The 26,322-nt window shown below is 73.3% G+C and carries 17 protein-coding genes; 7 read left to right on the top strand and 10 right to left on the bottom strand.

The window, feature by feature from the left end; all coding sequences use genetic code 11:
* Positions 1–3: 3 nt before the first annotated feature.
* On the bottom strand, positions 4–528 hold the full coding sequence (locus RM572_RS07710) for an LOG family protein (RefSeq protein ID WP_311672675.1): 525 nt from the start codon (positions 526–528) through the stop codon (positions 4–6).
* A gap of 94 nt (positions 529–622) precedes the next feature.
* On the opposite strand from RM572_RS07710, the gene RM572_RS07705 reads away from it, so the two are divergent.
* Positions 623–2,590: a potassium channel family protein gene (locus RM572_RS07705; RefSeq protein ID WP_311672674.1), complete on the top strand. Its 1,968-nt coding sequence runs from the start codon at positions 623–625 to the stop codon at positions 2,588–2,590.
* 58 nt (positions 2,591–2,648) lie between these two features.
* Here the strand turns inward: RM572_RS07705 and RM572_RS07700 are convergent, their stop codons facing one another.
* Positions 2,649–4,334 carry a glycine/sarcosine N-methyltransferase gene (locus RM572_RS07700; protein ID WP_449657211.1) on the bottom strand — a complete coding sequence of 562 codons (1,686 nt, stop codon included), beginning with the start codon at positions 4,332–4,334 and terminating at the stop codon, positions 2,649–2,651.
* 218 nt (positions 4,335–4,552) lie between these two features.
* On the opposite strand from RM572_RS07700, the gene RM572_RS07695 reads away from it, so the two are divergent.
* A complete protein-coding gene (locus tag RM572_RS07695; RefSeq protein ID WP_311672532.1) occupies positions 4,553–5,029 on the top strand; it encodes a Dps family protein in 477 nt (158 codons plus the stop codon).
* 93 nt (positions 5,030–5,122) lie between these two features.
* Positions 5,123–6,301 carry a cysteine desulfurase family protein gene (locus RM572_RS07690; protein ID WP_311672531.1) on the top strand — a complete coding sequence of 393 codons (1,179 nt, stop codon included), beginning with the start codon at positions 5,123–5,125 and terminating at the stop codon, positions 6,299–6,301.
* Positions 6,302–6,329: 28 nt separating this feature from the next.
* Here RM572_RS07690 and RM572_RS07685 read toward each other — a convergent pair whose 3' ends face one another.
* From RM572_RS07685 to RM572_RS07665, 5 genes are all read right to left on the bottom strand, one after another.
* The gene (locus RM572_RS07685; RefSeq protein WP_311672529.1) at positions 6,330–7,190 is read right to left on the bottom strand and encodes a class I SAM-dependent methyltransferase; all 861 of its coding nucleotides are present in this window, start codon (positions 7,188–7,190) and stop codon (positions 6,330–6,332) included.
* Positions 7,191–7,278: 88 nt separating this feature from the next.
* Positions 7,279–8,202 (bottom strand): carbohydrate ABC transporter permease, encoded by a 924-nt coding sequence (locus tag RM572_RS07680; RefSeq protein WP_311672528.1) that lies wholly within the window; start codon positions 8,200–8,202, stop codon positions 7,279–7,281.
* Entirely contained in the window at positions 8,199–9,314 is a 1,116-nt protein-coding gene (locus RM572_RS07675; protein WP_311672527.1) for a carbohydrate ABC transporter permease, read from the bottom strand. Before RM572_RS07675 ends, RM572_RS07680 begins: the two co-directional genes overlap by 4 nt.
* Positions 9,311–10,546 carry a sugar ABC transporter substrate-binding protein gene (locus RM572_RS07670; RefSeq protein ID WP_311672526.1) on the bottom strand — a complete coding sequence of 412 codons (1,236 nt, stop codon included), beginning with the start codon at positions 10,544–10,546 and terminating at the stop codon, positions 9,311–9,313. The genes RM572_RS07675 and RM572_RS07670 overlap by 4 nt, the downstream gene beginning before the upstream one ends.
* 32 nt (positions 10,547–10,578) lie before the next feature.
* Complete coding sequence (locus RM572_RS07665; RefSeq protein WP_311672525.1) at positions 10,579–11,625, bottom strand: LacI family DNA-binding transcriptional regulator; 1,047 nt, start codon at positions 11,623–11,625, stop codon at positions 10,579–10,581.
* A gap of 116 nt (positions 11,626–11,741) precedes the next feature.
* On the opposite strand from RM572_RS07665, the gene RM572_RS07660 reads away from it, so the two are divergent.
* Both RM572_RS07660 and RM572_RS07655 read left to right on the top strand, forming a co-directional pair.
* Positions 11,742–13,850, top strand: a complete 2,109-nt coding sequence (locus tag RM572_RS07660) for an amylo-alpha-1,6-glucosidase (RefSeq protein WP_311672524.1) — start codon at positions 11,742–11,744, stop codon at positions 13,848–13,850.
* Between the two features lie 358 nt (positions 13,851–14,208).
* The gene (locus tag RM572_RS07655) at positions 14,209–15,120 is read left to right on the top strand and encodes an aminoglycoside phosphotransferase family protein (protein ID WP_311672523.1); all 912 of its coding nucleotides are present in this window, start codon (positions 14,209–14,211) and stop codon (positions 15,118–15,120) included.
* Between the two features lie 420 nt (positions 15,121–15,540).
* On the opposite strand, the gene RM572_RS07650 is transcribed toward RM572_RS07655, so the two are convergent.
* Positions 15,541–16,263 carry an N-acetylmuramoyl-L-alanine amidase gene (locus RM572_RS07650; RefSeq protein WP_311672522.1) on the bottom strand — a complete coding sequence of 241 codons (723 nt, stop codon included), beginning with the start codon at positions 16,261–16,263 and terminating at the stop codon, positions 15,541–15,543.
* A 62-nt stretch (positions 16,264–16,325) separates the two neighbouring features.
* Here RM572_RS07650 and mnmA point away from each other — a divergent pair, with 62 nt between their 5' ends.
* Positions 16,326–17,531, top strand: a complete 1,206-nt coding sequence (gene mnmA, locus RM572_RS07645) for a tRNA 2-thiouridine(34) synthase MnmA (RefSeq protein WP_311672521.1) — start codon at positions 16,326–16,328, stop codon at positions 17,529–17,531.
* Between the two features lie 23 nt (positions 17,532–17,554).
* Entirely contained in the window at positions 17,555–18,370 is an 816-nt protein-coding gene (locus tag RM572_RS07640) for a thioesterase family protein (protein ID WP_037792040.1), read from the top strand.
* A 19-nt stretch (positions 18,371–18,389) separates the two neighbouring features.
* Here the strand turns inward: RM572_RS07640 and RM572_RS07635 are convergent, their stop codons facing one another.
* Both RM572_RS07635 and RM572_RS07630 read right to left on the bottom strand, forming a co-directional pair.
* Positions 18,390–19,931: a condensation domain-containing protein gene (locus RM572_RS07635; RefSeq protein ID WP_311672520.1), complete on the bottom strand. Its 1,542-nt coding sequence runs from the start codon at positions 19,929–19,931 to the stop codon at positions 18,390–18,392.
* Entirely contained in the window at positions 19,928–26,173 is a 6,246-nt protein-coding gene (locus tag RM572_RS07630) for a MupA/Atu3671 family FMN-dependent luciferase-like monooxygenase (RefSeq protein ID WP_311672519.1), read from the bottom strand. The genes RM572_RS07635 and RM572_RS07630 overlap by 4 nt, the downstream gene beginning before the upstream one ends.
* Positions 26,174–26,322: the final 149 nt, after the last annotated feature.

Below are 26,322 nucleotides of genomic sequence, written 5' to 3'. Positions count from 1 at the left end.
CCCTCACGCGCCGAGCGCGGCGACGGCCGCCTCGGCGTCGTCGGCGAAGGTGACCAGGCCCGGCAGCGGCACCGGCAGGAAGCCCTCTGCGTCCATCCGTTCCATCTGCCGCCGCAGACCGTCGTAGAAGCCGGCGGTGTTGAGCACCACGACCGGCTTGCCGTGCATCCCGTGCTTCTTGAGCTCGAGGATGTCCGTCGCCTCGTCCAGGGTGCCGGTACCGCCGACCATCACCACCACGGCGTCGGCACGTTCCAGCAGCAGCGCCTTCCGTTCCGCCAGCGTCGCCGTGATGGTCATCTCGTCGGCGGCGTGCCGCGCCTTGTGGTGGAGGAACTCCACGGAGATGCCCACCAGCCGCCCGCCGGCGCCCTGCACGCCGTCGGCGACCACCTTCATCAGGCCGCAGTCGCTTCCTCCCCACACCAGCGTGTGTCCGCGCTTGCCGATAAGCTCGGCGAACTCGCGTGCCGCGCCGGTGTAGACCTCGTCGAGCTCGGCGGCGGAGCAGAAGACGCAGATGTTCAGCGGCCGCAGACCCTGCGGGGGCTTCAGGGGGGAGGCACTGTCCGTGGAGACCATGGACAGCAGCGTAGGCGTGCCGGCGGCGCCGCGCCGCCACATGGTGGTGTGCGGGGACAACGCGCTGGCCCAGCGGCTCACCCGGGAACTCGCCGTCGTGTACGAGCAGCGGGTCATCGTGGTGCTGCCGTCGTTGCGCGGCGGTGACCACGGGCCGCAGATCGCGGCCCTCGTCGGCGACCCGGCCACCTCCGTCACCGCCGTCGAGGCACGTGTGCCGGACGACGCGGCGCTGCGCGCCGCCGGGGTCGCGGAGGCCGCCGCGCTCGCCCTCACCTCGGGCGACGACCAGCTCAACGTGCACATCGCGCTGCGCGCACGGCGGCTCAATCCGCGGCTGCGGCTGGTCATCCGGATGTTCAACCGGACGCTGGGCGACTACCTGGAGAACCTCCTGGACCGCGCCGTCGAGGTCGCGCACCCGGAGCTGGACCCCTCCGCCGTCGACGCCTCCACCACCGTGCTGTCCGACTCCGACACCGCCGCGCCGTCGCTGGTGGCCGCGGCCGTGGTCGGCAGCGACAAGATCGTCCACGCCGACGGGATGCTCCTGCGGGCCAAGGAACGCGCGCTGGGGGCCGTCTCACGCCCCGGCGGCCGGGGCGACCGCGAGCCCCTGTGCACCCTGGCGCTGCTCCCCGAGGGCGGGCGGCGGCGCGGCGCCCGGGCGAGGCAGTACGCAGCGGAGGACGCGGCCGAGGAGGACGTGGACGGGGTCGGCCCCGTCCTGCTGCCCGACGAGGCCGAACTGCAGGGCCTCGCGCCCGGCCGCGGCGCCGTCGTGCTGGAGGCCATCACGCCCCGCGACCGGCCCAACCCGGCCACCGGGCGCCTCCCCCGGTTACCCGCCGTCCGCGACCTGGGCACCCTGTTCTCCCCGCGGCTGCGGTTCTCCCTCGGCACCATGGCCCTCCTGGTCACGGTGCTCGCCGGACTCAACTGGCGCTTCGGGCAAGGCGGTCCGCTGCACGCCGCGTACCTCACGCTGCTCGACTTCCTGGCCATCAACGAGCCCAACGTCAAGGAGCCCGACCCGCAGCAGGTCCTGCAACTCCTCGCCAGCTTCGCGGGGCTGATGATGCTGCCCCTGCTGCTGGCGGTCGTGCTGGAGAGCTACGGCGCCTTCCGCAGGGCCACCTCGCTGCGCAGTCCCCCGCGCGGGCTCTCCGGCCACGTGGTGCTGCTCGGCCTCGGCAAGGTCGGCACCCGGGTGCTGGACCGGCTGCTCGAACTCGACATCCCCGTCGTCTGCATCGAACGCGACCCCGAGGCGCGGGGCATCGCGCTCGCCCGGTCGCGGCGGGTGCCGACGTTGATCGCGGACGTCACCGAGGACGGCGGCGTGCTGGAGGAGGCGCGGATAAAGCGCGCCCGCGCGCTGCTCGCGCTCACCAGCGACGACGGCACCAACCTGGAGGCCGTGCTGTACGCACGCCAGGTCAAGCCCGAACTGCGTGTCGCGATGCGGCTGTTCGACGACGAGTTCGCGCTCACCGTGTACCGGACGCTGCGCGACACCTACCCGCTGGCGCAGACCAGGAGCCGCTCCGTGTCCGCGCTGGCCGCGCCCGCGTTCGCCGGCGCCATGATGGGCCGGCAGGTGCTCGGGGCGATCCCGGTCGGGCGCCGGGTCCTGGTCTTCGCCGCCGTCGACGTCCGGGGCAATCCGCTCCTGGAGGGCCGTACGGTCGCCGAGGCCTTCCGGCGCGACGCATGGCGGGTGCTGGCGCTCGACGTCATGGAACGCTCCCGCGAGGGCACACCCCGCCCGGCCCACGCCCCGGGGACCGCTCCGGCGGGTGCGAGCGACGACGGCGCGTCGCACGCGGTCGGCGTCGGCGAGCTGACCTGGCGGCTGCACCCGGGCTACGTGCTGCGGCCGGACGACCGGGTGGTCGTGGCCGCCACGCGGCAGGGCCTCGCGACGCTGCTCGCCGGGGCGCCGCCCGAAGCGCATGCCGCCGCCGCGGCCGAGCCTCCTGGCCTCCCCCGCCAGCCCCGGCCCTGACCGCCCTCCGCCGTCGTGACCGGACACCGCGACGGCGGGGCGGGGCGGGGCCGGGGGATCAGCGGCGGAAGTGGAGGATGCCCCAGGTGAGGTCGGCGGCGCGCCCGCCGCGGACCCAGTCGGCGAGCCCTTTCTTCATCCGCGTCAGATAGTCCGCGCTGACCTTCGTGCCCAGGCCCTCCGCCTCCTGGCGTTCGGTCTCCTCCAGCACGCGCGCGTAGTGGCGGACCAGTTGCTCGCGGTATTCGGCGAAGCCGCCGTCGTCGCCCACCGGCGTGAAGCCGAGCTTCGCCAGCTCGCGGCGGTAGAAGCCGGGTGATCCCATCGTGTCGAGGTGGATGCGGTCCAGGACCGGCTGCAGCCGGGTCTTGGGCACGCCGTCGGCGGCCATCGGGTCCGTGAAGATCAGCTGCCCTCCCGGCCGCAGCACGCGCGCCGCCTCCTGGAGGACCCGCAGCCGGTTGCCGCTGTGCAGGAACGCGTCCTGCGACCAGACCACGTCGACGCTCGCGTCCTCGAACGGGATGGCCTCGAAGGAGCCGTCGACGACGTCGATCCGGTCGTCGAGGCCGCGTTCCGCGTTCAGCGCGCGGTGCCGCGCGTTCTCCACCTCGCTGAGGTTGAGCGCCAGCACCCGGCACCCGAACTCCGTCGCGAGGTGGCGCGCGCTGCCCCCGAACCCGGAGCCGAGGTCGAGGACCACCGTGCTCTCCCCCAGGCCCGTCCCCGCCTCCTCCCCGGCCGGGCCCAGCCGCGCGGCCATCCGCGCGACCGTGCGCCGGCTCGCGTCGGCTATCGGCTCGTCGGGGTGCTCGTAGAGGCCGATGTGGATGTCCTCGCCGCCCCACACCGAGGCGTAGAACGCGTCGGCGTCCGCCGAGTTGTAGTAGCTGCGGGCGGTGGTCACCGCCGGCGAGTAGGCGGCGCCGAGGTCTGCGGTGTCCATCCGGTACTCCTTCTCCGCGACATGGACGAAGAAATCGGGCTGTTCCTCACGGTAGGTGTGCTGGAAGTCGCCGTACGTCTCGACGTGCTGGAATCCGACCTCCGTCATGAGCCGCCGCGTGTAGTCCTTCCGCAGCGGAAACATGTTGAGGTGGTAGACCGAGTCGTCGGGGAAGGTGTACCGCATGCGGCACAGTCCGTCGTCGAGGTATTCCGGTTCCACCGCGACGTCCTCGCCGCAGTAGTAGTAGGTGTGTTTCGTGGAGAATCCGCGGTCGAGCATCGCGTCGTAGTTGCGCTGATCGAGAACGAGAATTCCGTCGTGTTTCAGCATGGCGTAGAACTCGGCCAGCGCCCTGCGCCGGTCGCGTTCGGAGAAGAGGTGCGTGAAGGAGTTGCCGAGACACACGATCGCGTCGTACTGGCCGTGCACGTCGCGGTTGAGCCAGCGCCAGTCGGCCTGCACGACGCGCAGGATGTGGTTCCCGTAGCGTACGCCGTTGTCGAACGCCTGGGCCAGCATGTCCGCGCTGCCGTCGGCGCTGACCGTCTCGAATCCCGCGTCGAGCAATCGCACGGAATGGAATCCGGTGCCGGTGGCCACGTCCAGGATGCTCTTCACGCCGCGCTTTCGCAGCAGGTCGACGAAGAAGCTTCCCTCGCTCTGTCTCCTCCTCTCCCAGTCGATCAGGGAGTCCCATTTCTCGACGAAGCCGGGTATGTACTCCTCGGTGTAGTGCCCGGTGTCCCGGACCTCCACGGGGTTCTCACCGAATTCCTGTGCGGGGCGCGCTGAAATGACGAGACCTCCCGGTTGTCGACGGCGGCGGGAGCACCGCGCGTTCCCGCCCTCACCCGGAGGTCCGCGGGGAACCACGCCGGGAGCCCCAAGGCGATCCCTGTCCAGTGCGGGACGGATCCATGCCTTCGAATCCCTGGTGTGTCGGCCTGCGACGCCCGGGGCACCCGGGGGACGAAAGAGACCCAAGGGTGCAGTTCGAGAGAAAGTGAACCATCGTGTCGTACGCAGTCAAGAGCACGCTCCCGGAGGGGGACCTCAAGGTCGTCGGCGAGGCGCTGCAGGGTGCCCTCACCGACCTGGTGGACCTCTCTCTCGTGGCCAAGCAGATCCACTGGAACGTGGTCGGCCCGCGCTTCCGCTCCATCCACCTCCAGCTCGACGAGGTCGTCACGGACGCCCGCGAGTACACCGACACCGTCGCCGAACGTGCGTCCGCGCTCGGCATCGCGCCCGACGGACGTTCCTCCACGGTCGCCTCGGGCACCGCCATCGACACGGTCAAGGAGGGCTGGCTCCAGGACTCCGACGCGGTACGGACGATGGCCGACGCCCTCTACGCCGTGATCACCAGGGCGCGCACGCGGATGACGGCGGTCGGCGAGGTGGACCCGGTCACCGAGGACATCTTCATCCAGCTCACCGGTGACCTCGAGAAGCACCGCTGGATGTTCGAGGCCGAGAACCAGCGCTGACAGGGCACTCCTGCCGGCCTCCGGCCCCGGGGCGGACTCTTCCGCCGCCGGGGCCGGGGCGCGCCCCCGACGGCTCGTAGAATCGGGGGCATCATGGCTGACTCCGCCTACTTCGATCACGCCGCCACCACTCCGATGTACGCGGAGGCGGTCCGGACGATGACCGAGCACCTCCCGGTGACCGGCAACGCCTCCTCGCTGCACGCGCCCGGAAGGCTGGCGCGCCGCACTGTCGAGGAGGCGCGGGAGACCGTGGCCGCCGCGCTCGGCGCCCGCCCCAGCGAGGTGGTGTTCACCGCGGGCGGCACCGAGTCGGACAACCTGGCCGTGAAGGGCCTGTACTGGGCCCGCCGGGCGGCGGACGCGGCGCGTACGCGGGTGCTGGCGAGCCCGGTGGAGCACCACGCGGTGCTCGACGCGGTGCACTGGCTGGCCGACCACGAGGGCGCGGTGGTGGAGTGGCTGCCGGTCGACTCACTGGGCCGGGTGCACCCCGAGGCGCTGCGCGAGGCGATCGCCCGCGATCCGTCCGACGTCGCCCTGGCGACGGTGATGTGGGCGAACAACGAGATCGGGACCCTCCAGCCGGTGACCGAACTGGCCGCCGTCTGCGCCGAGTTCGACGTCCCGCTGCACTCCGACGCGGTGCAGGCGGTGGGGCAGGTACCGGTCGACTTCGCCGGCTCCGGTGTCGCCGCGCTGACCATGACCGGCCACAAGATCGGCGGCCCGTACGGAGTGGGGGCGCTGCTGCTGGGGCGGGAGTACGCACCGGTGCCGCTGCTGCACGGCGGAGGGCAGGAGCGGGACGTGCGGTCCGGCACGCTGGACGTGCCGGCGATCGCCGCCCTGGGGACGGCCGCCGAGCTGGCCACCGCCCGTACCGCGGACTTCGCCCGGGACGTCGGTGCGCTGCGGGACCTGCTGGTGGCGGCGGTGGCCGGGGCCGTGCCGGACGCGGTGCTGAACGGTGACCCCGACCCCGCCGGGCGGCTGCCGGCGAACGCGCACTTCTCCTTCCCGGGCTGCGAGGGCGACTCCCTGCTGCTCCTCCTGGACGCCCAGGGCATCGCCTGCTCGACGGGGTCGGCGTGCACGGCGGGCATCGCGCAGCCCAGTCACGTGCTGCTGGCGGCGGGGGCCGCACCGGACCTCGCCCGCGGCACGCTGCGCTTCTCGCTGGGCCACACCTCGACGAAGGACGAGGTGGAGACGCTGGCTGCGGTGATCGGCCCGGCCGTGGAGCGGGCGCGTTCCGCGGGCCTGAGCTGAGCCGCGCGGCGGCCGGGGGCGCGTCCGCTCAGCCCGCCCTGCGGGCCACGACCAGCAGGTACTCCAGTTCGTAGCGGGCCGGTTCGCCGGGGCGGCCGCGGTTGGTGCTCCGGGCGTACTCCAGGTAGTCGCGGTCGAGTTCGGCGGTGCGCGCCGGGTCGTCGGCGAGACCCCGGTAGACGTTGATCACCGGCCCGAAGTTCTCCTTGTAGAACGCGCACATCGCCTCCGGGTCCTCGAACGGACCGCTGGTGATCACCTCGCGTGAGGTCTCCACCGCACGCGCCCGGCCGCCGAGCATCCGGCGTACGTGCTCCTCGGTGCCCCAGAGCAGCGGCGACTCGGCGTCCGGCGGGGGCGGTGGCGCGTACGCCCCGAGGGTGCGGAAGAAGCGGCCGATGGTGCCCTCGGGCGTCCAGTTGATCATCCCGATGACGCCGCCGGGGCGGCACACGCGCAGCATCTCGCCGGCGGCGGCCTCGTGGTGGGGCGCGAACATGGCGCCGACCGCCGAGGTGACCACGTCGAACGCGCCGTCCTCGAAGGGCAGCGCCTCCGCGTCGGCCTCCCGCCACTCCAGCGTGAGGCCGCGGGCCTCGGCCTCCTGCCGGCCGGCCGCCAGCAGTGCGGGAGTGAGGTCGGACGCGACCACGTCGGCGCCGGCCTCGGCGGCCCGGAGCGCCACGTTGCCCGTGCCGGCGGCCACGTCGAGCACGCGCATGCCGGGCCCGATCCCGCAGGCGCGGACCAGGCGCGGGCCGAACTCGTGGATGACGGTGTGAACGATCTTCGGGTAGTCGCCCAGGGCCCACATCTCGCGGTGAGCCGCCTTCGTCGCCCGGTCGTCGACGGGGGCGGCGGCCGCTCCCCTGGTTCCTCCGGTGGTCATGGCTCCTCCTTGGCCGAGGGCCCCTCCTCTCAGCCTGGCACCTGAGCCGTGGGCGGCAACCGGAGGAGACCGGCGGGCGCCGCAGGGCTCACTGCTTGACGGCTCCGGCGTTGGCGCCGCGGATGAAGTGCCGCTGGAAGAAGAGGAAGAGCAGGGCCACGGGAATCGTGGACAGCAGCGCCGCGGCGAGCTTGAGCGGGTACTGCGTGCCCTGTCCCAGCCCTCCCGCGACGAAGCGTGCGAGGCCGGTGGTGAGGGTCTCGTACTCGGGGGACTGGGTGGCGGCGAGGAAGTGGGTGAACTCGTTCCACGAGCCCTGGAAGGACAGGATGGTCAGCGTGATGAGCGCCGGGCGGGCCATGGGCAGCACGACGGACCAGAAGGTGCGGACGACGCCCGCGCCGTCGATCCGGGCCGCGTCCTCGATCTCGCGCGGGATGGACGTGAAGAACTGCTTCATGATGAAGATCCCGGCCGCGTCGGCCATCAACGGCACGATCATGGCGAGGTAGCTGTCGAAGATGCCCAGCGTGTTGAACACCAGGAACTTCGGGATGAGCAGGACGACGCCGGGCACCGCCATCACCGACAGCAGCGCGGCGAAGAGCAGCGAGCGGCCGCGGAAGTCGAGCCGGGCGAGGGCGTATCCGGCCGCGGAGTCGAACAGCACCCGGCCCGCCGTGACGAGCAGGGTGACGACCACCGAGTTGCCGAGCCAGCGCAGGAACGGCACCCCGTCGACGCCGCCCAGCCCGAACAGCCGCCGGTACGCGTCCAGGGTCGCGGCGCCGGGGATCAGGGACAGCGGGTCGGCCGCGGCCTCCGGGGTGGTCTTGAACGAGGTGGCGACCTGGACCGCGAAGGGGAAGACGTACAGCAGCGCGCCCAGGGTGATCAGCAGGTAGCCGGCCAGGCGCAGCGGCCGTCCGGAGGTGCCGCGGGCGACGGGGCGACGACGGGGGGCGGCCGCCGCCGGGCGGGTACGGGCGCGGGTGGGGGTGTCGGTACTCACCGGGTGCGGCTCCTCTGCTTCCGTGTCGTCCCTTCCGCGTCCCGGTCGCGCAGCACGTACCGCTGGAGGGCGGTGAAGACCAGGATGATCGCGAGCAGCAGGAAGGCGATGGCGGCGCCCTTGCCGTACTGCGCGTTGTCGAAGCCCTCGGTGTAGGAGAGGTAGGCGGGTGTGAGCGTGGTGTTGGCGGGGGCGCCCTGGCTCATCACGTACACCTGGTCGAAGACCTGCCAGGTGGCGATCAGTCCGAGGGTGAGGACGAGGAAGGTCACCGGCCGCAGGGCGGGCAGGGTGACGTGCCGGAAGACGCCCCAGCGGCCGCAGCCGTCGATGCGGGCGGCCTCCTCCAGCTCGGCGGGAACGTCCTGGAGGGCGGCCAGGAAGATCAGCATGAAGGTGCCGGAGGTGGTCCAGACGGCGAGCAGGATGATGGTGGTCATCGCGACCGAGGGCCCGGCCAGCCAGTCCCACCAGCTCAGCCCCAGCACCTCGTTGCCGGCCAGCGCCTGCGGCGGGCGGGCGGCGTCGACGAGGCCGAGGCCGTCCAGGACGACCCAGGTGAGGCCCCGGGCGTCGGTGAACCAGTTCGGTCCGTCCACACCGACGTGGGACAGCGCGGTGTTGACCGCGCCGCTGCCCTGGAAGAGGAACAGGAAGATGGTGGAGATGGCGATGGAGCTGGTCACCGACGGGAAGTAGAAGGCCGTCCGGTAGGCGCTCTTCGCCTTCAGCACGCGCTGGTTGACCGCGAGGGCGAGGCCCAGCGAGACGACCGTCTGGAGCGGGACGACCAGCAGGACGTAGAAGAAGTTGTTGCGCAGGGAGGTCATCAGCTGTTCGCGGTCGAGGCCGTCCCGGGTCAGCAGGTCGGCGTAGTTGTCCAGGCCGACGAAGTTCTCCGTGCCGGTGAACGGGTTGGACTGCCCGTCCCAGTCGAGGAGGCTCACCCACAGCGCCATCAGGATCGGCGCCAGCAGGAAGAGGCCCAGCACGGTGACGGCCGGGGCGACGAACAGCCAGCCCCACAGGCCCTCGCGGCCGCGGCGGCCGCCGTTCCGCCCCCCGGGGAGCGGGCCGGAACGGCGGGCCGACGGTGTGGTGAGCGCGCTCATCGGTCGGCCAGCGCCTGCTCACCGTTGCGCTGCAGCTCGGCGAGGATCTTCTCCGGATCGCCGGTGCGCAGGCCGGCCAGGTCGGTGTCGAACTGCTGGAGCACCTTGGCGAACCCCGGCAGCGTCACCGGCCCTTCGGCGTACTCGGTACCCGCGACGAACGCGGCGCTCTCCGGGAACGCCGTCCCGTACTCCCCCAGCGCCTCGGTGCGCGAGGGCATCACGCCGAACGCCTCGGCGAACGTCATCTGCTGGTCCGGGGCGGTCAGCGCCTTCACCAGGTCGACGGCCGCCTCGTGGTGGGCGCTCTTCTTGGCGACGCCCCAGCAGGTGCTGAAGGAGAGCGTGCCCCGGCCCTCCGGGCCCCCGGGCAGCTCGACCGTCCGGTAGTCCAGGTCCGGGTAGTCGTTGCGCAGCGCGCCGGTCAACCAGTTGCCCTCGATGGCCATGGCCGCGCGCTCCTTGCCGAACGCCTCACCGCCCCAGCCGGAGTCGACCTGCTTGGAGTACTTCAGCGAGCCGCTGCGCAGCATGTCCTTGACGTAGGTCAGGGCGCGCAGGTTCTCCGGGGTGTCGGCAGCCATCTTCTGCTGCCCGTCGTCGGTGATCCAGCCGCCGCTCTGCCGCATGAAGGCGCCGACCCGGTTGTAGGTCGGGTCGAAGACGAGGCCGGTGACGTCGCCCTTGGTCAGCTTCCCGGCGACGTCCTCCAGTTCCTGCCAGTCGGTGGGGACGTCGTCGTCGGTGAGCCCCGCCTTCTTCCACAGGTCCTTGTTGATGGCGAGGGCGAGCGTGGAGGAGTCCTTGGGCACGCACACCAGCTCGTCCTCGTGGCTGAACGAGGCGCGCAGCCCCTCGACGAAGCCGTCCGCCTCCACCTGGTCGCCGTAGGCGTACAGCGAGCCGCCCTCGGCGTAGTTGGCGAACTGGTCGGAGGTGACGTAGAAGACGTCCGGCGGCTCGCCGCCCGCGAGGGCCTGCCCGAGCTGCTGGTTGAGGTCCTGCGCCACCTGGACCCTGACCTGGTGGCCGGTCTTCTTCTCCCAGCGGGCGACGGCCTTCTTGAGGGAGTCGGCCTCGGCGTCGGTGGAGGCGGCGATCATCATCGCCAGCTTCTGCCGGGCCGAGTCGTCCTGTTCGGTCTTCTCGTTGCTGCCGAACTGCGATCCGCAGCCGGAGAGGACGAGCGCGGCACAGGTGAGCAGTGCGGCGGTGCGTATCGGGGGTCGCATGGGTCTTCCTCCGTCACAAGGGGGTGGGCGGTTCAGTCGGTGGGAGGCGCCGGTGAGCTGTCGCGCACGACCAGTTCGGGCGCGACCAGCGCGTGCCGGTCGGGGGCGTCGGGTTCGCCGATGCGCTGCAGCAGGAGCCGTACGCACTCGCGGCCGAGGAACTCCAGCGGCTGCCGCAGGGTGGTCAGGGAGGGCCGCAGCAGTGGGGCGAAAGGGGCGTCGTCGAAGCCGACGACGGCCAGCCGGGCGGGCGGTTCGCCGCGTACGTCGAGCGCGCGGTAGCAGCCCATGGCCAGCGAGTCGCTGGCGGCGACGACGGCCGTGGCCGGGGTGTCGTCCAGCAGCCGGTGCGCCGCGTCGGTCGCGGCCTCGATCGAACCGTCCGCCCGGGCGCGCAGGCCCTCCGGCGTCAGTCCGTGCCGCTCCAGGGCCTCGCGCCAGCCCCGCGCGCGGTCGTCGCCGACACCCGAGCCCTCGGGCCAGCCGAGGAACGCGATGTGCCGGTGCCCCCGCGCGACGAGATGGTCGACGGCCGCGGTCGTGCCGTGCGCACCGTCGACGTCCACCCAGTCCCCGGCGTCCCGGGTGCCCCAGGCGCGGCCGAAGGCGACGAACGGGACTCCGCGTTCGTGCAGCCAGCTCTGCCGCCGGTCGCCGACCACGGTGTTGGTCAGCACGAAGGCGTCGACCGTGTCCTCGCGGAGCAGTTCGGCGTAGGTGCCGGTCTCCTCCTCGCCGCCGGGCGAGGGGAAGAGCAGCACCCGGTAGCCGGCGTCGTCGAGGCTTTCGGTGAGGGCGTGCAGGAAGCGGTCCAGCACCGGGGTCGGCGCGGCGGCGGCCACCGGCCGCACGGCGTACCCGATGAGCCGGCTCGACCGGGTGCGCAGCGAACGCGCCGCCCGGTGCGGGCGGTAACCCAGCTCGCGGATGGTGGCGTTGACGCGCGCCAGGGTCTCCGGGCGCAGCAGCTCGGGGGTGTTGATCGCGTTGGAGACGGTCTGCCGGCTGACGCCCGCCCGTGCCGCGACGGTGGCCATCGTGACGGGTCCCCCGTCGCCCTTCACGTCGTCCCTCGGCATGCCCGGCCTCCTCAGTGGTCTGAATTGGATCGATCAAACCTCTTCCCCCATGCGTGGACGGGGAAATATCGTCAGGGCGGTTTGATCGATCCAATGAGCGAAGAGATTGGCCGCCGATGGACACCACTGTCAAGAGTCAGGCGCCCACGGGTTCCGGCACCGCGTCAGGACTGCAGCCCTTCCTGCACGACGCCTGCGTGGTGCTGGCCGCGCCCGCCGTGGCGCTCTCCCGGCCCGCCGGCGCCATGCGCTCCGGCGCGGACGGCTTCTTCCGCGGCGACCGCCGCTTCCTCTCCCGCCTGGTCGCCGACGTCGAGGGCGTACCCCTGGCGCCCGTGCGCACGGGACACTCCGACGCCTCCACGGCCGCCTTCCGCACCGTGCTGCGCGGCGTCGGCGAGCAGACCGCCGACCCGGCCGTGACGCTCCGCCACACCCGCACCGTCCACGCCGACGGACTGCGCGAGTCGTTCGAGTTCCACAACGCCGGCCCCCTCGACGTCACCGTGCCCCTGGCCCTCTCCCTCGACGCCGACTTCGCCGCCATGGACGACGTGAAGGCCGGCCGTCGGGCCGCACCCCCCGGCGTGCGCCGCGCCGACGACGCACTGCGCTGGCACTGGCAGGAGTGGGAGTCCCGCCTGACCTCCACCCCCGCCCCCGACTCCGTCGACGACGAGGGCGGCACCGCCGTCCGCGCGCACTACCGGCTGACGCTGCCGCCGGGCGGCCGAGCCCGCGTGGACCTCGACTGCGCGGCCGTCGACCGCGACGGCTTCCCGTTCGCCCCGGCACCCACCCGCCGGGTCCCGTGGAGCCGGCCGCGGCTGCGCGTTCCGGACCACCGCTTCCCCCGCCTCCTCGACCGCTCCCTCGACGACCTGGCCGGCCTCCTGCTCACCGACCCCGAACACCCGCAGGACACCTTCCTCGCCGCCGGCGCGCCCTGGTTCCTCACCCTCTTCGGCCGCGACGCCCTGTGGGCGGCCCGCATGCTGCTGCCGCTCGGCACCGACCTGGCCGCCGGCACGCTCCGCACCCTCGCCCGCCGCCAGGGCACCCGCGACATCCCGGCCACCGAGGAGCAGCCCGGCAAGATCCTGCACGAGGTCCGCCGCACGTCGCAGCTGCTGGACGAGGGCACCACCCTGCCCCCGCTCTACTACGGCACGGTCGACGCCGGCCCCCTCTGGGTCGCCCTGCTGCACGACGCGTGGCGCTGGGGCCTCGCCGAGACCGAGGTGGAAGCCCTCCTCCCGCACGCCGAACGCGTCCTGGCCTGGATGGCCGAACACGGCGACGCCGACGGCGACGGCCTGCTGGAATACGTCGACAGCACCGGCAAGGGCCTGGCCAACCAGGGCTGGAAGGACTCCGGCGACTCGATGCGCTGGCGCAGCGGCCGCCTGGCCGTCGCGCCGGTCGCCCTGAGCGAGGTCCAGGCCTACGCGCACGAGGCCGCGGTGGGCGGCGCGGCACTGCTGCGGGCGTTCGGACGGCCGGATGCGGACCGCTGGGAGGAGTGGGCGGCCCGGCTCCGCGACCGCTTCCGCGACCGCTTCTGGCTCGACGACGCGCGCGGCCCCTACTGCGCGGCGGCGCTCGACGGACAGAAGCGCCCCCTCGACACGGACACCTCCAGCCACGGGCACCTGCTGGGCACCGGACTGCTCACGGAGGAGGAGAGCGGGCTGCTCGCCCGCCGCCTCGCCTCCCCCGAACTGGACTGCGGCTTCGGCCTGCGCACCCTGGAGACCGGCGCCACCGGCTTCAACCCGCTCGGCTACCACATCGGCAGCGTCTGGCCCCACGACACGGCCATCGCCGTACACGGCCTCGCACGGGCAGGCTTCCCCGACGAGGCCGACTCCCTGGTGCGCGGCCTGCTCGCGGCGTCCGAGACGTTCGACGCCCGCCTGCCCGAACTGTTCGCCGGGCACGGCAGCGGGGTGGACACGGGGCCCGCCCCGTACCCGGCGGCCTGCCGGCCCCAGGCGTGGGCGGCGGCGTCCTCCGTCCACCTGCTGCGGGCGCTGCTCGGGCTGGAGGCCGACGTCCCGGGCGGCACGCTGCGGGTGGCGGACTCCGTCGCGGAGAGCTGGCGTCCGCTGCGGGCCGAGGGGTTGTCCGTGGCGGGCCACGCGTTGTCGGTGGCGGTCGACGTGGGGGGTGGTGTGCGGGCGGAGACGGCGGCGCCGGTTTCCGCCGCTTCTCGGCGGGGGTGAGGGGGTGGGGGGTGTTGGGCTCGGTGTGGGCGCGGCGTGCTGTCGGGGTGCGGGTCGGGGGCGTGGGCTCCGGTCCGGGCCGACGACCCGGAAACCCATGATTTACGGGCCGCGTTCTCGGTGAACGGTGGGCACGACTCTTACTTCGCGGCCCACAAATCACGGGCAAGTGTTTCCGGGCGCATCGGCCCTGCCCTCCACCCACGCCCCCTCACGTCCCGGTTCCCTCGGCCCACCCCCGTGCCCCTGGGGAGGGGAGGTTGCAAGGGGTGCCCGGCGCAGGCCCGTACCCTCCCCCCGGGCGACCCCGGGGGAGGTGTCGGCGCTTGCGGGCCGGGGCTCGCTAGGGTCGCACCGCATGGGACACGGGGAGATCGACATCGATGCGGGACTGATCCGGGCATTGCTGCGGGAGCAGCATCCGGACTTGGCCGGGCAGCCGTTGCGGCTCGGGGCGCGGGGCTGGGACAACCAGTTGTGGCGGCTGGGGGACGATCTGGCTGTCCGTCTGCCGTGGGCGACGGAGTCCGCGGACGAGCTGCTGCGCAAGGAGCATGCCTGGCTTCCGGCTCTCGCCCCGCACCTTCCGCTGCCCACTCCGGTTCCGCAGCGGCTCGGGGAACCCTGCGAGCGGTTTCCGCGGCCGTGGATCGTCACCACCTGGGTGCCGGGCGAACCTGCCGACCGTGCGCCCGCCACGAACGGAATCGGTGCGGCCGACTCCTTGGCCGCCTTCCTGACGGCTCTGCACAGGCCCGCTCCTGCCGGGGCGCCTGCCGGTCTCCGCGGAGGTCCGCTGGCCGACCTGGCGGAGGGGTTCGACCGGCATCTTGCTACGGCGGACGGGCTGGGGCTGATCCCCGAGCCGGACGCCGTCCGCGCGATCTGGGAGGACGCCGCCGCCGCGCCCGCATGGGACGGGCCCGCGCTGTGGATTCACGGCGACCTGCATCCGGCCAACGTCCTGACCGCGGGCGGCACCTTCTGCGGGGTGATCGACTTCGGTGAGCTCTGCGCGGGAGACCCCGCCTGCGACCTCGCTGCTCCGTGGGTGCTGCTGCCGGACGGTGCCGTCGACCGGTTCTACGGTGCCTATCGGCCGACCCCGGACGCGGCGACCCTGCGGCGCGCCCGGGGCTGGGCGGTGCTGCGGGCCCTGGTATGCATCCTGATCGGCGATGCCGGAGTCCACGGCCGTCCAGGCGGCAAACCGTCCTGGGGCCCACCTGCCCACGCCACCCTGCGCCGCCTCACCACGACGACTGGCTGAGAGCCCACCTTCTGCGGTGCCCGGCCCATGTCCAGGCGTCTTCGCCAGGGCTCCTCGGAGGGCTAACTCCCCTCGGGAAGGTGCCTCCGGTGACTTCCCGAGGGGTCGCCCGACAGGAGGGTACGGTCCTGCGCCGGGCACCCCTTGCAACCTCCCCTCCCCCAGGGGCACGGGGGTGGGCCGAGGGAACCGGGACGTGAGGGGGCGTGGGTGGAGGGCAGGGTCGATGCGCCCGGAAACACTTGCCCGTGATTTGTGGGCCGCGAAGTAAGAGTCGTGCCCACCGTTCGCCGAGAACGCGGCCCGTAAATCATGGGTTTCCGGGTCGTCGGCCCGGACCGCAGCCCACGCCCCCGACCCGCACCCACACACACCAGCCACCGCCCCGCGCCCACACCGAGCCCCAACACCCCCACCCCCTCACCCCCGCCGAGAAGCCGTGGCGCGCCGTACGAGCGACAGGTACCGGTCCCAGTCCCAGTGCGGCCCCGGGTCGGTGTGGTCGGCCCCCGGCACCTCGTGGTGGGCGATGATGTGCTCCCGGTCGACGGGGATGCCGTACCGGGCGCAGATGCCGGCGGCGAGCTGCGCCGACGACTCGTACATCGCGTCCGTGAACCCCTCGGGCCGGTCGACGAAGCCCTCGTGTTCGATGCCGATGCTGCGCCGGTTGTACTCCATGTTGCCGGCGTGGTGGCCGACGTCGAGTTCCCGGATCGTCTGCGCGACGTGCCCGTCCTCGGCGCGCACCACGTAGTGGGCGGCGGCGCCGTGTTCCGGGTCCTGGAAGACCTTGAGCGCCACGGCGTAGCTTCCCTGCACGACGTGGACGACGATCTTGTCGATCTCCCAGTCGTACGGGCGGTCGGCGAGGTTGTAGTTCTCCTCGGAGGCGGGCACCCATTCGGCGCCGGGGTGGTCGACGGCGCCGGGCTTGCGGTCGCGCTGGTTGCCGGGCATTCGCCACCACCACCGTTCGAGGTCCTCGTGGACGAGGTAGCCGGCGCCGCCGAGTGTCGCGGCGACGGCGCCGAGAACGACGGCGCGGCGACCGGGCCCTCGGCCGGGCCCCCGGCGGCGCTGCTGGTGACGGCCGTCGGCGCGGCGGGAGGATCCGGACTGGGATTCTGTGGTGCGGCTCACGGCCGGAACAACGCGGACGGGGCCCCGTTCGGTTCCACGGCGGGCCGTACCCTGGAGGGGTTATGGCTGACTCCCCCGCTGTCCCCACCGAGACCACCGCGCCGTCGAGCCGGTCCGCGCCGTCGAGCCGGTCCGCGCCGTCGAGCCGGTCCGCGCCGTCGAGGCGGCTGAAGGTGCTGGCCGCCATGTCGGGCGGCGTCGATTCGGCGGTCGCCGCCGCCCGCGCCGCCGAGGCCGGGCACGATGTCACCGGCGTGCACCTCGCGCTGTCGGCGAACCCGCAGTCGTTCCGTACGGGTGCGCGCGGCTGCTGCACGCTGGAGGATTCGCGGGACGCGCGCCGTGCGGCGGACGTGATCGGCATCCCCTTCTACGTGTGGGATCTGGCCGAGCGCTTCCGTGAGGACGTGGTCGAGGACTTCGTCGCCGAGTACGAGGCGGGCCGTACGCCGAATCCGTGCCTGCGCTGCAACGAGAAGATCAAGTTCGCGGCGCTGCTGGACAAGGCGCTGGCGCTGGGCTTCGACGCGGTGTGCACCGGTCACTACGCGACGGTCGTGGTGCGGGAGGACGGCTCGCGTGAGCTGCACCGGGCGAGCGACGAGGCGAAGGACCAGAGCTACGTGCTGGGGGTGCTGGACGAGCGGCAGCTGGCACACGCGATGTTCCCGCTGGGCGAGACGCTGACGACGAAGGACGAGATCCGGGCGGAGGCGGAACAGCGCGGTCTGGCGGTGGCGAAGAAGCCGGACAGCCACGACATCTGCTTCATCGCCGACGGCGACACCCGCGGGTTCCTGGCGGACCGGCTGGGCCGCGCGGAGGGCGACATCGTGGACGAGGCGGGGACGAAGGTCGGCTCGCACGAGGGTGCGTACGGTTTCACGATCGGCCAGCGCAAGGGCCTCAAGATCGGTCACCCGGCGGCGGACGGCAAGCCGCGGTACGTGCTGGACATCTCGCCGGTGGACAACACGGTCACGGTGGGGCCGGCGGCGGCGCTGGACGTGGCGGGTCTGACCGCGGTCCGGCCCCGGTGGTGCGGGACGCCGCCGCGCGGTCCCGGCCGGTACACCGCACAGCTGCGGGCGCACGGCGGGGAGACGCCGGTGGCGGCGGAGTGCGCCGGGGACGAGCTGCGGGTGCGGTTCGACGCGCCGGTGCGCGGCGTCGCCCCGGGGCAGGCGATCGTGCTGTACGACGGCACGCGGGTCGTCGGTTCGGCCACCATCGCCACCACCGAGCGAGCGGTACCTACCCACCGGTAACAACTGCGGTGTACGGTGCACGCATGAGCCTCAGCGAGTTCGACCGGGACACCGCCGTCACCCTGCGGGAGCCGGGCGTGTACGACGCCGACCTGTCCGGCGGGTGGGCCATCGGGAGCGCCCTCAACGGCGGTTACCTGCTGGCGACGATGGCCCGTGCGCTCGGCGACACGATGCCGCACCCGCATCCGTTCACGGTCAGCACGCACTACCTGACGGCCACGGCGGCCGGGCCGGCCACCGTGCGGGCGGAGACCGTACGCGCCGGGCGCACCCTGTCCACCGGCGCGGCCTCGCTGTTCCAGACCGGCCCCGACGGCCGGGAGGTCGAACGCATCCGGGTGCTGGCGACGTACGGCGACCTGGCCACGTTGTCCGAGGACGTGCGGACGGCCGCGAAGCCGCCGGAGATGCCGCCCTACGAGCACTGCCTCGGGTCGGAGCACGCGCCGAGCGGATCGTCGCCGGCGATGGCGGACCGGCTCGACATGCGGCTGGACCCGGCCACGGTCGGCTGGGCGGTCGGCGCGCCGTCCGGGAAGGGTGAGATGCGGGCCTGGTTCGGCCTGGCGGACGGCCGGGACCCGGATCCGCTGTCGCTGCTGATGACGGTCGACGCGCTGCCGCCCACGGCGTTCGAGCTGGGCATCGGCGGCTGGGTGCCGACCGTCGAACTCACCGCGCACGTGCGGGCGCTCCCTGCTCCGGGACCGCTGCGCGTGGCACTGAGCACGCGGAACCTGGCCGGCGGCTTCCTGGAGGAGGACGCCGAGGTCTGGGACAGCGCGGACCGGCTGGTCGCCCAGTCGCGCCAGCTGGCCCGCGCCGTACGGGGCTGACACCGGCGCGCGGCCCGCGTCAGGTGGTCGGGGGCCCGGTCGTCGCGCGCGGTGCCCGGGGCTCGGTGACGGCCTCCCGCAGCAGACCGACGTAGGCCGTGGCCCAGCTCTCGGCGGTCGCCGCGTCGAACAGGTCCCGGGCGTACCGCAGATGACCCCGGATCCGGTCCGTCTCCGGCACGAGGACGAGGCAGACCTCCGAGCGCATGCCGTCGACGGTGAGGTCGTGGACCTCGCCGGCCACGTCCGGCAGGTCGAGTGCGGGCGCCGCCTGGTTCTGCATCACCACGACGGCCTGGGGGAACCGGTCGTCCGCCGGCCGGCCCTGGGCCGCCCGGTCCTCCAGGAGCAGGGCGAGCGGGTGGTCCTGGTGTGCGGCGGCGCCGAAGAACGCGCGGGCCGCCGCGTCGACGGGCACCACGGGCTCCTCGTCCCCGCCGGAGCGCAGCCGCAGCGGCACGTTGTTGGTGAACGGTGCGACGAGCGGCTCGTGCTCCAGCCGGATGCGGTTGGCGATGTTGCAGGCGACGACCACCTCCGGGCGGCCGCTCAGCCGGCACAGCAGGGTGCCGTACGCGCTGAGCATCACGGTGAAGACCGTGGTGTCCCGTCGGCGGGCGAGCGCCTCCACCTCGGCCGACAGGTCCGGGGGGACGGTGAACTCCACCGTGGCGCCCCGGTTGGTGTGGCGCTCGGGGCGGGGGACGTCGAGCGGAAGCGGGAGGTCGAACGGCGCGTCCGCGAGTTCCTCGTCCCAGTAGGCGCGCAATGCCCGGATCCGCGGGCCGGAGAGGTGGTCCCGCTGCCAGCGGCCCACGTCGGGGTAGGTGACGGCGAGCGGGGGCAGGGAGGCCTGCTCGTCGGTGGGCGGGGCGTCGCCGGGGTGACGTAGCGCAGCGGTGTAGAGGGCGGTCAGGTCGCGCAGCAGGACGTCCAGTCCCCAGCCGTCGATCACGATGTGGTGGACCACCAGCAGGAACGTCCACTCCTGGGGGCCCCGGCGGAGCAGTGCGGTGCGCAGCAACGGCGCGACGGCCAGGTCGAACGGTTCGCCCGCGGTGCGCCGCACCCAGTCGTCGCCCGCCGTGCCCCGTTCCCCGGGTGGCAGGGTGGACAGGTCGGTGACGGGCAGCGGGACCGGTGCGACGGGCAGCACCTCCTGCACCAGTTCCTCGCCGTACTGGACCAGGCGGCAGCGCAGTGTGCCCTGCCGGGCGGTGAGGGCCGTCAGGGCGCGGCCGAGGGCGTCCACGTCGAGTGGGCCGGTCAGTTCGATGCGCTGGGCGACGTTCAGCCCGGCGGGCAGCCTGCCGGCGTGGTGCTGCGCGTGCATGCGGCGCTGGAAGTACGTGGCGGGCCCGCTGGACTCGACCGGCGGCTCGTCGGTGTGCGCGGCGAGCCGGCGCAGCAGCCCGGCCTTGTGCGTGCGCAGCCGTTCCAGCAGGTCGCCGGTCATCGCGTGCTCGGGCGCGTCGTAGTGCAGGCTGTCGCCGTCCGGGTGGAGCCGGACGTCGCGGGCACGCAGCGTGCCGAGCAGGTCGGTGAGAGCGTCGACGGTCATATCGTGCCCCTCACCCTCGCATCGCCGTTCGCGGCTGCGCTCTGCTCCGGTGGCCCGGCGGGGATGTCGGCCTCCGCCGGGACCGGGTCCTCCCGGGTCATCCGGTCGGCCGCGGCCCGCACGGTCGGCGCGCGGAAGAACTCCAGCACCGACATCTCCGCGCCCAGCGCGGCCCGCATCCGGTTCAGCAGCCGCACCACGTTCAGTGAGTGCCCGCCGAGGTCGAAGAAGGAGCGCTCCACCGAGAGGCGCTCCAGCCCGAGTTCGGCGGCCCACAGGTCGTGCAGGCGCCGTTCGAGGTCGGTACGCGGCGGGGCGTCGCCCGCGTCGGCCGACAGGTCCGGCAGCGGCAGGTTCAGCCGGTCGACCTTGCCGCTGGACCCCTTCGGCAGGGACGGCGGGAACACCCAGGCACGCGGCACCAGGTGGTCGGGGAGCCGGTCGCCGAGCGCGCGCACGAGCCGGGTGCGTGTCCGCTCCTCGCCGGCCGGGTCCGGCGGGCCGCCGTCGAGGGCGGCGTGGGCGACCAGGTACGGCGCTCCGTCCCGGTCGGTGCAGGCGACGACGGCCGCCTCCCGCACGCCGGGAAGTTCCGTCAGCACCTGCTCCACCTCCCCGGGTTCGACCCGATGGCCGCGGATCTTGACCTGGCGGTCCGCACGGCCGAGGAACTCCAGCGTGCCGTCGTTGCGGCGCCGGACCAGGTCACCCGTGCGGTACAGCGGTCCGGCGACACGTCCGTGCGGGTCCTTGAGGAACCGCTCCCCGGTGAGCCCGGGCTGACCGACGTAGCCCGCCGCCAGGTGGGCGCCGGCCACGTACAGTTCGCCGGCGACGCCCACCGGAACGCCGTCCAGCTCGTCGTTCAGGACGAACGCCTGGGTGCCCGGCACCGGCAGCCCGATCGACGGTACGCCGGAGCGGGTGCCGCGCTCGGGCACCTCGGTCCAGGTCGACACGACCGTGTTCTCGGTGGGCCCGTAGATGTTGACCAGCCGGAACGGCGCGCCGTCCGGGCGCCAGCTGCGGAGCCGGTCGCCACCGGTGATCAGCAGCCGCAGCGCGGCGTCCTGCGGCCATCGCGCCGCCAGCAGCTGCTCGGCCAGCGGGGTGGTGAAGAACGTGCTGGTGATCCGTTCCGCGACCAGCCAGTCGCGCAGCGCCTCGGGGTCCGCCCGGACTTCTTCGGGAACGACGTGCAGGCTCGCGCCCGCAGCGAGGTGCGCCCACAGCTCCAGCCCGCAGGCGTCGAAGGCGGGGCTGGAGATCCATGCAGCCCGGTCCGCGGCGGTCGTGCCGAACTCGCGGTGGTGCCAGTCGGTCACGTTGGCCATGCCGCCGTGGCGGATGCCCACGCCCTTGGGCCGTCCGGTGGAGCCGGAGGTGTGGAGCACGCACAGCAGTGCGTCCGGTCCGGCGACCGCCTCGTCCGGCCCGAGGTCGCCGTCGCCGTCCCGGTCCGCGTCGCCGGCCTCGTGGGAGCCGGGGGTCACGGTGAGGACGGGGTACTCGGCGCCGGGGAAGTGGTCCGCGTACTGCTCGTCGGTGAGCAGCGCGACGGCGCCGCTCTCGGCCAGCACGGACGCGTGCCGTTGCCGGGGGTGGCTCACGTCGAGCGGGAGGGCCGCGGCGCCCGTGCGCGCCACGGCGAGGAGGGCCGCCGCCAGTGCGGGGCCGCGGGGCAGAAGCACGCCCACCACGTCGCCCGGTGCACACCCCCGGTCGAGCAGGGTGCGGGCCGTCCGGGCGGACCGGGCGGCGAGTTCGCCGTACGTGAGCCGGGTGTCGCCGCACCGCACCGCGAGTGCGTCCGGCTGCGCCGCGGCGCGCCGCAGCACCCGGTCGTGCACCGGTTCGCCGGGCTCCGCCCCGTCATGCGTGCCGGTGTAGGCGGGGGTCGCCTCGGTGCGGGCCAGCAGCTCGCGGTCCTCGGGCAGGGGCATGTTCAGCGCGGAGAGCGGGCGTCCCGGATCGTCGGCGGCGGCGGCGAGGATCTGCCGGAAGCAGTCCAGGAAGCGCCGTACGGTGGCCTCCTCGAACAGGTCGGTGCTGTACTCGGCGCGGCAGCGCAGCCCGTCGTCCAGGTCGGTCAGGAACAGCGTGAGGTCGAACGGCGCCTTGCGCAGGCGGAGGTCCATGGCGGTGGCCCGGACGCCGGGCAGGTCCATCTCCAGGACCGGCTTGGTCTCGTACTCCAGGAAGACCTGGGCGATCGGTGCCCGGGCCGGGTCGCGTTCCGGTTCGAGTTCCCGCACCACTTCCTCGAACGGGCACTCCTGGTGCTCGAACGCGTCGAAGGCGGTGTCCCGCACCCGGCCCAGGGCCTCCAGGAAGGTCGGATCACCGCCGAGGTCGGTGCGCAGGGCGAGGGTGTTGACGAAGAATCCGACGCGTTCCTCGGTGCCCGGCGGCCGGTTGGCCACCGGTGTGCCCACCACCAGGTCGTCCCGCCCGGTGAAGCGCCGCAGGGTGGCGTAGAAGGCGGTCAGCAGCACCATGAAGGCGGTGGCCCGGCGTTCGCGGCCCAGGGCGCGCACGGCGTGGGTGAGCTGAGGGTCCAGCCGGAGGTGGACCGAGTCGCCCTGCCCGGTGGGCGCAGCGGGGCGGGGCCGGTCGGCGGGCAGCTCCAGGTACGGCGGGGCGCCGTCCAGGCGGTCGCGCCAGTGGGCCAGGCTGCGCCGCCCCTCGGGGGAGTCCAGTGCCTGCCGTTCCCGCTCCGCGTGGCGGCCGTCGCCGGCGGGTGCGGGCAGGCGGTCGGGCCGGCCCTCGACGGCCGCGGAGTACAGCTCACCGAGGTCGCGGGTGAGCACCTCGGCCGACACGCTGTCGAAGACGAGGTGGTGAGCGGTGAGCACGAGGACGTGCCGGTGCGGGGAGAACCGCAGCAGCCGGGTGCGCAGCAGGGGGCCGCGGCCCAGGTCGAAGGAGTGCGCGCACTCCTCCGCCACGATCCGCTCCAGCTCCTCGGCCTCGTCAGCCTCCGGTGCCGTGCCCCGCGCGGCGTCGTCGGTGGCGAGGTCCAGCAGCGGAAGACCGGCGTGCGGCGTGCGGGTGACCACGAGGCGGGGTTCCCCCTCGACCTCGCGGAACACGGAGCGCAGCGCGGGATGGCGCTCGACGGCGCGGGTCACGGCGGTACGCAACGCCTCGGCGTCCAGCGGTCCTTCCAGGCGGACGGCGGAGCACTCGTTGTACGCGGTGAGGCCGGGGTGCATGCGGTCCAGGAACCACAGGCGCTGCTGCGCGAACGTCAGCGGCTCGCCCGCCTGCTCGGGTTCCGGTTGCCCTTCCGTTTCCGGTTCCGGTTGCGGTGCCGGTTCCGTCTGCGCCGCCGGGTCGGACTCCGGCTCCTGGTACCTGCGCCGGAGCCGGTCGAGGTACGGAAGGCTGTCCCTGGCCTGCTGCGGGGTGACGCCGAAGTCGACGAAGTAGGCGATCTCGTCGACGCCTGCCGCGAGGACGGAGTCCACGACCCTCGCGGCGCCGTCGGGGGTGCCGATGAGTGCGCGGGACTCGCAGTAGCGCCGGTAGGCGCGTTCGAGGAGGAACTCCAGGTCGTCCTCCGGAGTGTTCTGGTAGTCGATCTCCATTCCGAGGCTGTTGCCGACCTGGCCGAACAGGGACAGGGAGGAGCGCATGTAGCGGCTGAAGGCGGGGAGCGCCTCTTCTCGCGCCCGTGTCTCGTCGGCGCCGAGGTAGCTGTGCAGCAGCACGACGACGCGTCCCGCCGCAGGGTCCAGACCGGCCGCCGCGCGCTCGCTCCGGTACAGGGCGATGTTCTCCGCCAGGTCCTCCACGGACTGCGTCATCAGGTTGGTGATGACGCCGAGGTCGTTCCGGGCGGCCTGCCGGTAGCTGTCCGGATTGCCGACGATCGCCGTGTAGAAGGGCGGCGTCTCCTGCAGGGGCCGGGGGTAGAGGCGCACCGCCACGTCGTCGCCGTGGCCGTTCGGCGCGGTGATCTCCTCGCCCCGCCACAGGCGTCGGACCGTGTCCAGGTGGTCGTACATGACCTCCTTGTGCCGCCCGTAGTTCTCCGGCCGGAGCACGAAGTCGTTGGCGTGCCATCCGCTCGCGCAGCCGATGCCGACCCGGCCGCCGGAGAGGTTGTCGATGACCGACCACTCCTCGGCGACCCGTACCGGATGGTGCAGCGGCAGTACGACGCTACCGGCGTTGATACGGATTTGGCTGGTCTCGCGGGCCAGCGCGGCGCCGAGCACGGCCGGGTTGGGGAAGACGCCGCCGAAGGAGTGGAAGTGCCGTTCGGGCAGCCACACCGCGTGGAAGCCGTTCCGGTCGGCGAAGCGGGCGCCGTCCACGACGATGGCGTACTTGTCGTCGGTTTCGCTCTCGCGCGGGTAGTCGCCGAAGAAGTACAGGCTGAAGTCCGGCGCGCCCGCGGCCTTGGGCCGGAGCTCGCCGCGGCGGGGTGCGGGAAGCGGACGGCCGCCGGCGGACTCCTGCCGCGGCCGGGGGGCGACCGGCGAATCCTCCGCCACCGGTGCGGACGTGTGCTGCGGCGGCTCGGGCACGTGCGGCACGGGCAGCGGCGGCGCGTAGGCGGGGACGGGCCGCGCGGCCCCCTGCGGGGCGAGGAATCCGCCGCGGCGCATGTCCCACAGGGCGTTGCGCACGGCGTGTTCGAGGAACGCGAGGTCGTCGTCCGTGTGGGCGGTGGAGAGGAAGAAGTTCCGCCACTCCCACACGTACACCCCGCGCAGCAGCAGGTGGTGGAAGAACAGCTCCAGGTTGCCGCGGTACTCGAAGCGGAACATCGACCCGAAGCGGGCGATGCGGACCGGGAACTCCTCGTCCTCGAAGTACCGGTTCAGGCTGCCGGTGAGCCGTTCGGTGCGGGTGTTCAGGTCGTCCTGCAGGCCGGGACCGGCCTGCTCGAGCCGGCCGAGCACGGCCTCGGCCGCGGCCATGGCCACGGGGTGCTGGATGTAGGTGCCGCCGAAGAAGGTGGTGTCGCGCGGCGGGTAGCTGTCGTCGCCGTAGGACCAGTGGCCGCCGTCGATGCCGTCCATCAGGTCGGCGCGGCCCGCGATGGCACCGACCGGGTAGCCGCCGCCGAGTACCTTGCCGTAGGTGGCCAGGTCGGGGGTGACGCCGAAGACGCCCTGGGCACCCTGGAGATGGGGCCGGAAGCCGGTGAGCATCTCGTCGAAGAGCAGCACGATCCCGTGCTGCCGGGTGATCCGGCGCAGCGTGTGCAGGAACTCTCCCGGTTGCAGCCCGGGGTGCCGGCTCTGCACCGGCTCGACCAGCACGGCGGCCACCCGGTCGGCGATCGCCTCGATCGTGTTCAGCGACTCGGGCGCGCCGTAGTCGAGGACGACGAGGTCGCCGACGGCGCCGACCGGGATGCCGGAGGAGGCCGGAACGGTCGTCCGCCGTCCGTCCTCGACCACCGGCTGGCCGAGCACGTTGTCCGCGTGGCCGTGGTAGGAGCCGCGGAACATGACGACGGTGTCGCGGCCGACGGCCGAGCGGGCGAGACGGATCGCCGCGGAGTTCGCCTCCGTGCCGGAGTTGGCGAAGGCGACGCGGTCGAACCCGGTGATGCGGGCGAGGAGTTCGGCGGTCCGGCCGGTCTCCTCGCTACGCGGTCCGAGGCGCAGCCCTCCGGACAGGTGGCGGCGTACGGCCTCGTCCACGAAGTCCGGTTCGTGGCCGAACAGCAGCACGCCGAAGCCCATGGTGATGTCCACGTACGGGTTGCCGTCGACGTCCACCAGCCGGGCCCCGCGCGCGGACCGGGCCGCCAGCGGGTACTGCATCTCCTTGGTGGCGCTGCGGAAGCCGACCACGGCACGGCTGTCGGCGAGCACCCGCCGGTGCTTCTGCGTGAGTTCCTTGGAGGTCGCGGTGCGCCGGGTCAGCCGGGCGGTCAGGTCCTCGACGTGGGCCCGCTGTGCGTCGGTGAGTCTCCCGGCGGCCATACCGGCGGTGCGCGGGACGCTGACCCGGGGGCCGAGGGCCGTGGATGCGGACGTGGCCCGCTCCGGCGACGCCTCCGCGGGTGACTGCGGCGAACGGGGTGCGGGCTCGGGTTCCGGTACGGCCGGGGTCTCTGGGGCCGGATGCGGGGTGCGGTCGGCGTGCCGGACGGAGGGCTGCGGCGGGGTTTCGGACGCCCCCGCGACGGGACCGCGCATGCCCGCGCCGCCGAGCAGGGCGAGTTGGTCCCCCATCAGCCGCGAGAAGCCCGACATCAGGTCGAGCTGGCGTTCCACCAGCCTGCCGACCTCCGTGTCCGCTGCGACGGGTGGAACCGGTGCGGGGGCGGCCGGGGTGGAGACGGCGGGGGGAGCGGGAGCGGGAGCGGGGGCGGGGATGGTCGGCTGCGCCGGTGCCGCAGCCGACGCGGGTGCCTGTGCCGAGG

It is taken from the genome of Streptomyces hazeniae (genome assembly GCF_031845485.1).
Taxonomy (GTDB): Bacteria; Actinomycetota; Actinomycetes; order Streptomycetales; family Streptomycetaceae; genus Streptomyces; species Streptomyces hazeniae.
The sequence above is the reverse complement of the archived record's forward strand: the minus strand, read 5'-3'. Positions and strand labels throughout refer to the sequence as shown.

Excerpts from the sequence above, each read along its gene's own strand:
- RM572_RS07675 (WP_311672527.1), bottom strand. The coding sequence starts at position 9,314 with ATGAGCGCGCTCACCACACCGTCGGCCCGCCGTTCCGGCCCGCTCCCC.
- RM572_RS07705 (WP_311672674.1), top strand. The coding sequence starts at position 623 with ATGGTGGTGTGCGGGGACAACGCGCTGGCCCAGCGGCTCACCCGGGAA.
- RM572_RS07665 (WP_311672525.1), bottom strand. The coding sequence starts at position 11,625 with ATGCCGAGGGACGACGTGAAGGGCGACGGGGGACCCGTCACGATGGCC.
- RM572_RS07685 (WP_311672529.1), bottom strand. The coding sequence starts at position 7,190 with ATGACCACCGGAGGAACCAGGGGAGCGGCCGCCGCCCCCGTCGACGAC.
- RM572_RS07640 (WP_037792040.1), top strand. The coding sequence starts at position 17,555 with ATGAGCCTCAGCGAGTTCGACCGGGACACCGCCGTCACCCTGCGGGAG.
- RM572_RS07655 (WP_311672523.1), top strand. The coding sequence starts at position 14,209 with ATGGGACACGGGGAGATCGACATCGATGCGGGACTGATCCGGGCATTG.
- RM572_RS07660 (WP_311672524.1), top strand. The coding sequence starts at position 11,742 with ATGGACACCACTGTCAAGAGTCAGGCGCCCACGGGTTCCGGCACCGCG.
- RM572_RS07670 (WP_311672526.1), bottom strand. The coding sequence starts at position 10,546 with ATGCGACCCCCGATACGCACCGCCGCACTGCTCACCTGTGCCGCGCTC.
- RM572_RS07635 (WP_311672520.1), bottom strand. The coding sequence starts at position 19,931 with ATGACCGTCGACGCTCTCACCGACCTGCTCGGCACGCTGCGTGCCCGC.
- mnmA (WP_311672521.1), top strand. The coding sequence starts at position 16,326 with ATGGCTGACTCCCCCGCTGTCCCCACCGAGACCACCGCGCCGTCGAGC.
- RM572_RS07690 (WP_311672531.1), top strand. The coding sequence starts at position 5,123 with ATGGCTGACTCCGCCTACTTCGATCACGCCGCCACCACTCCGATGTAC.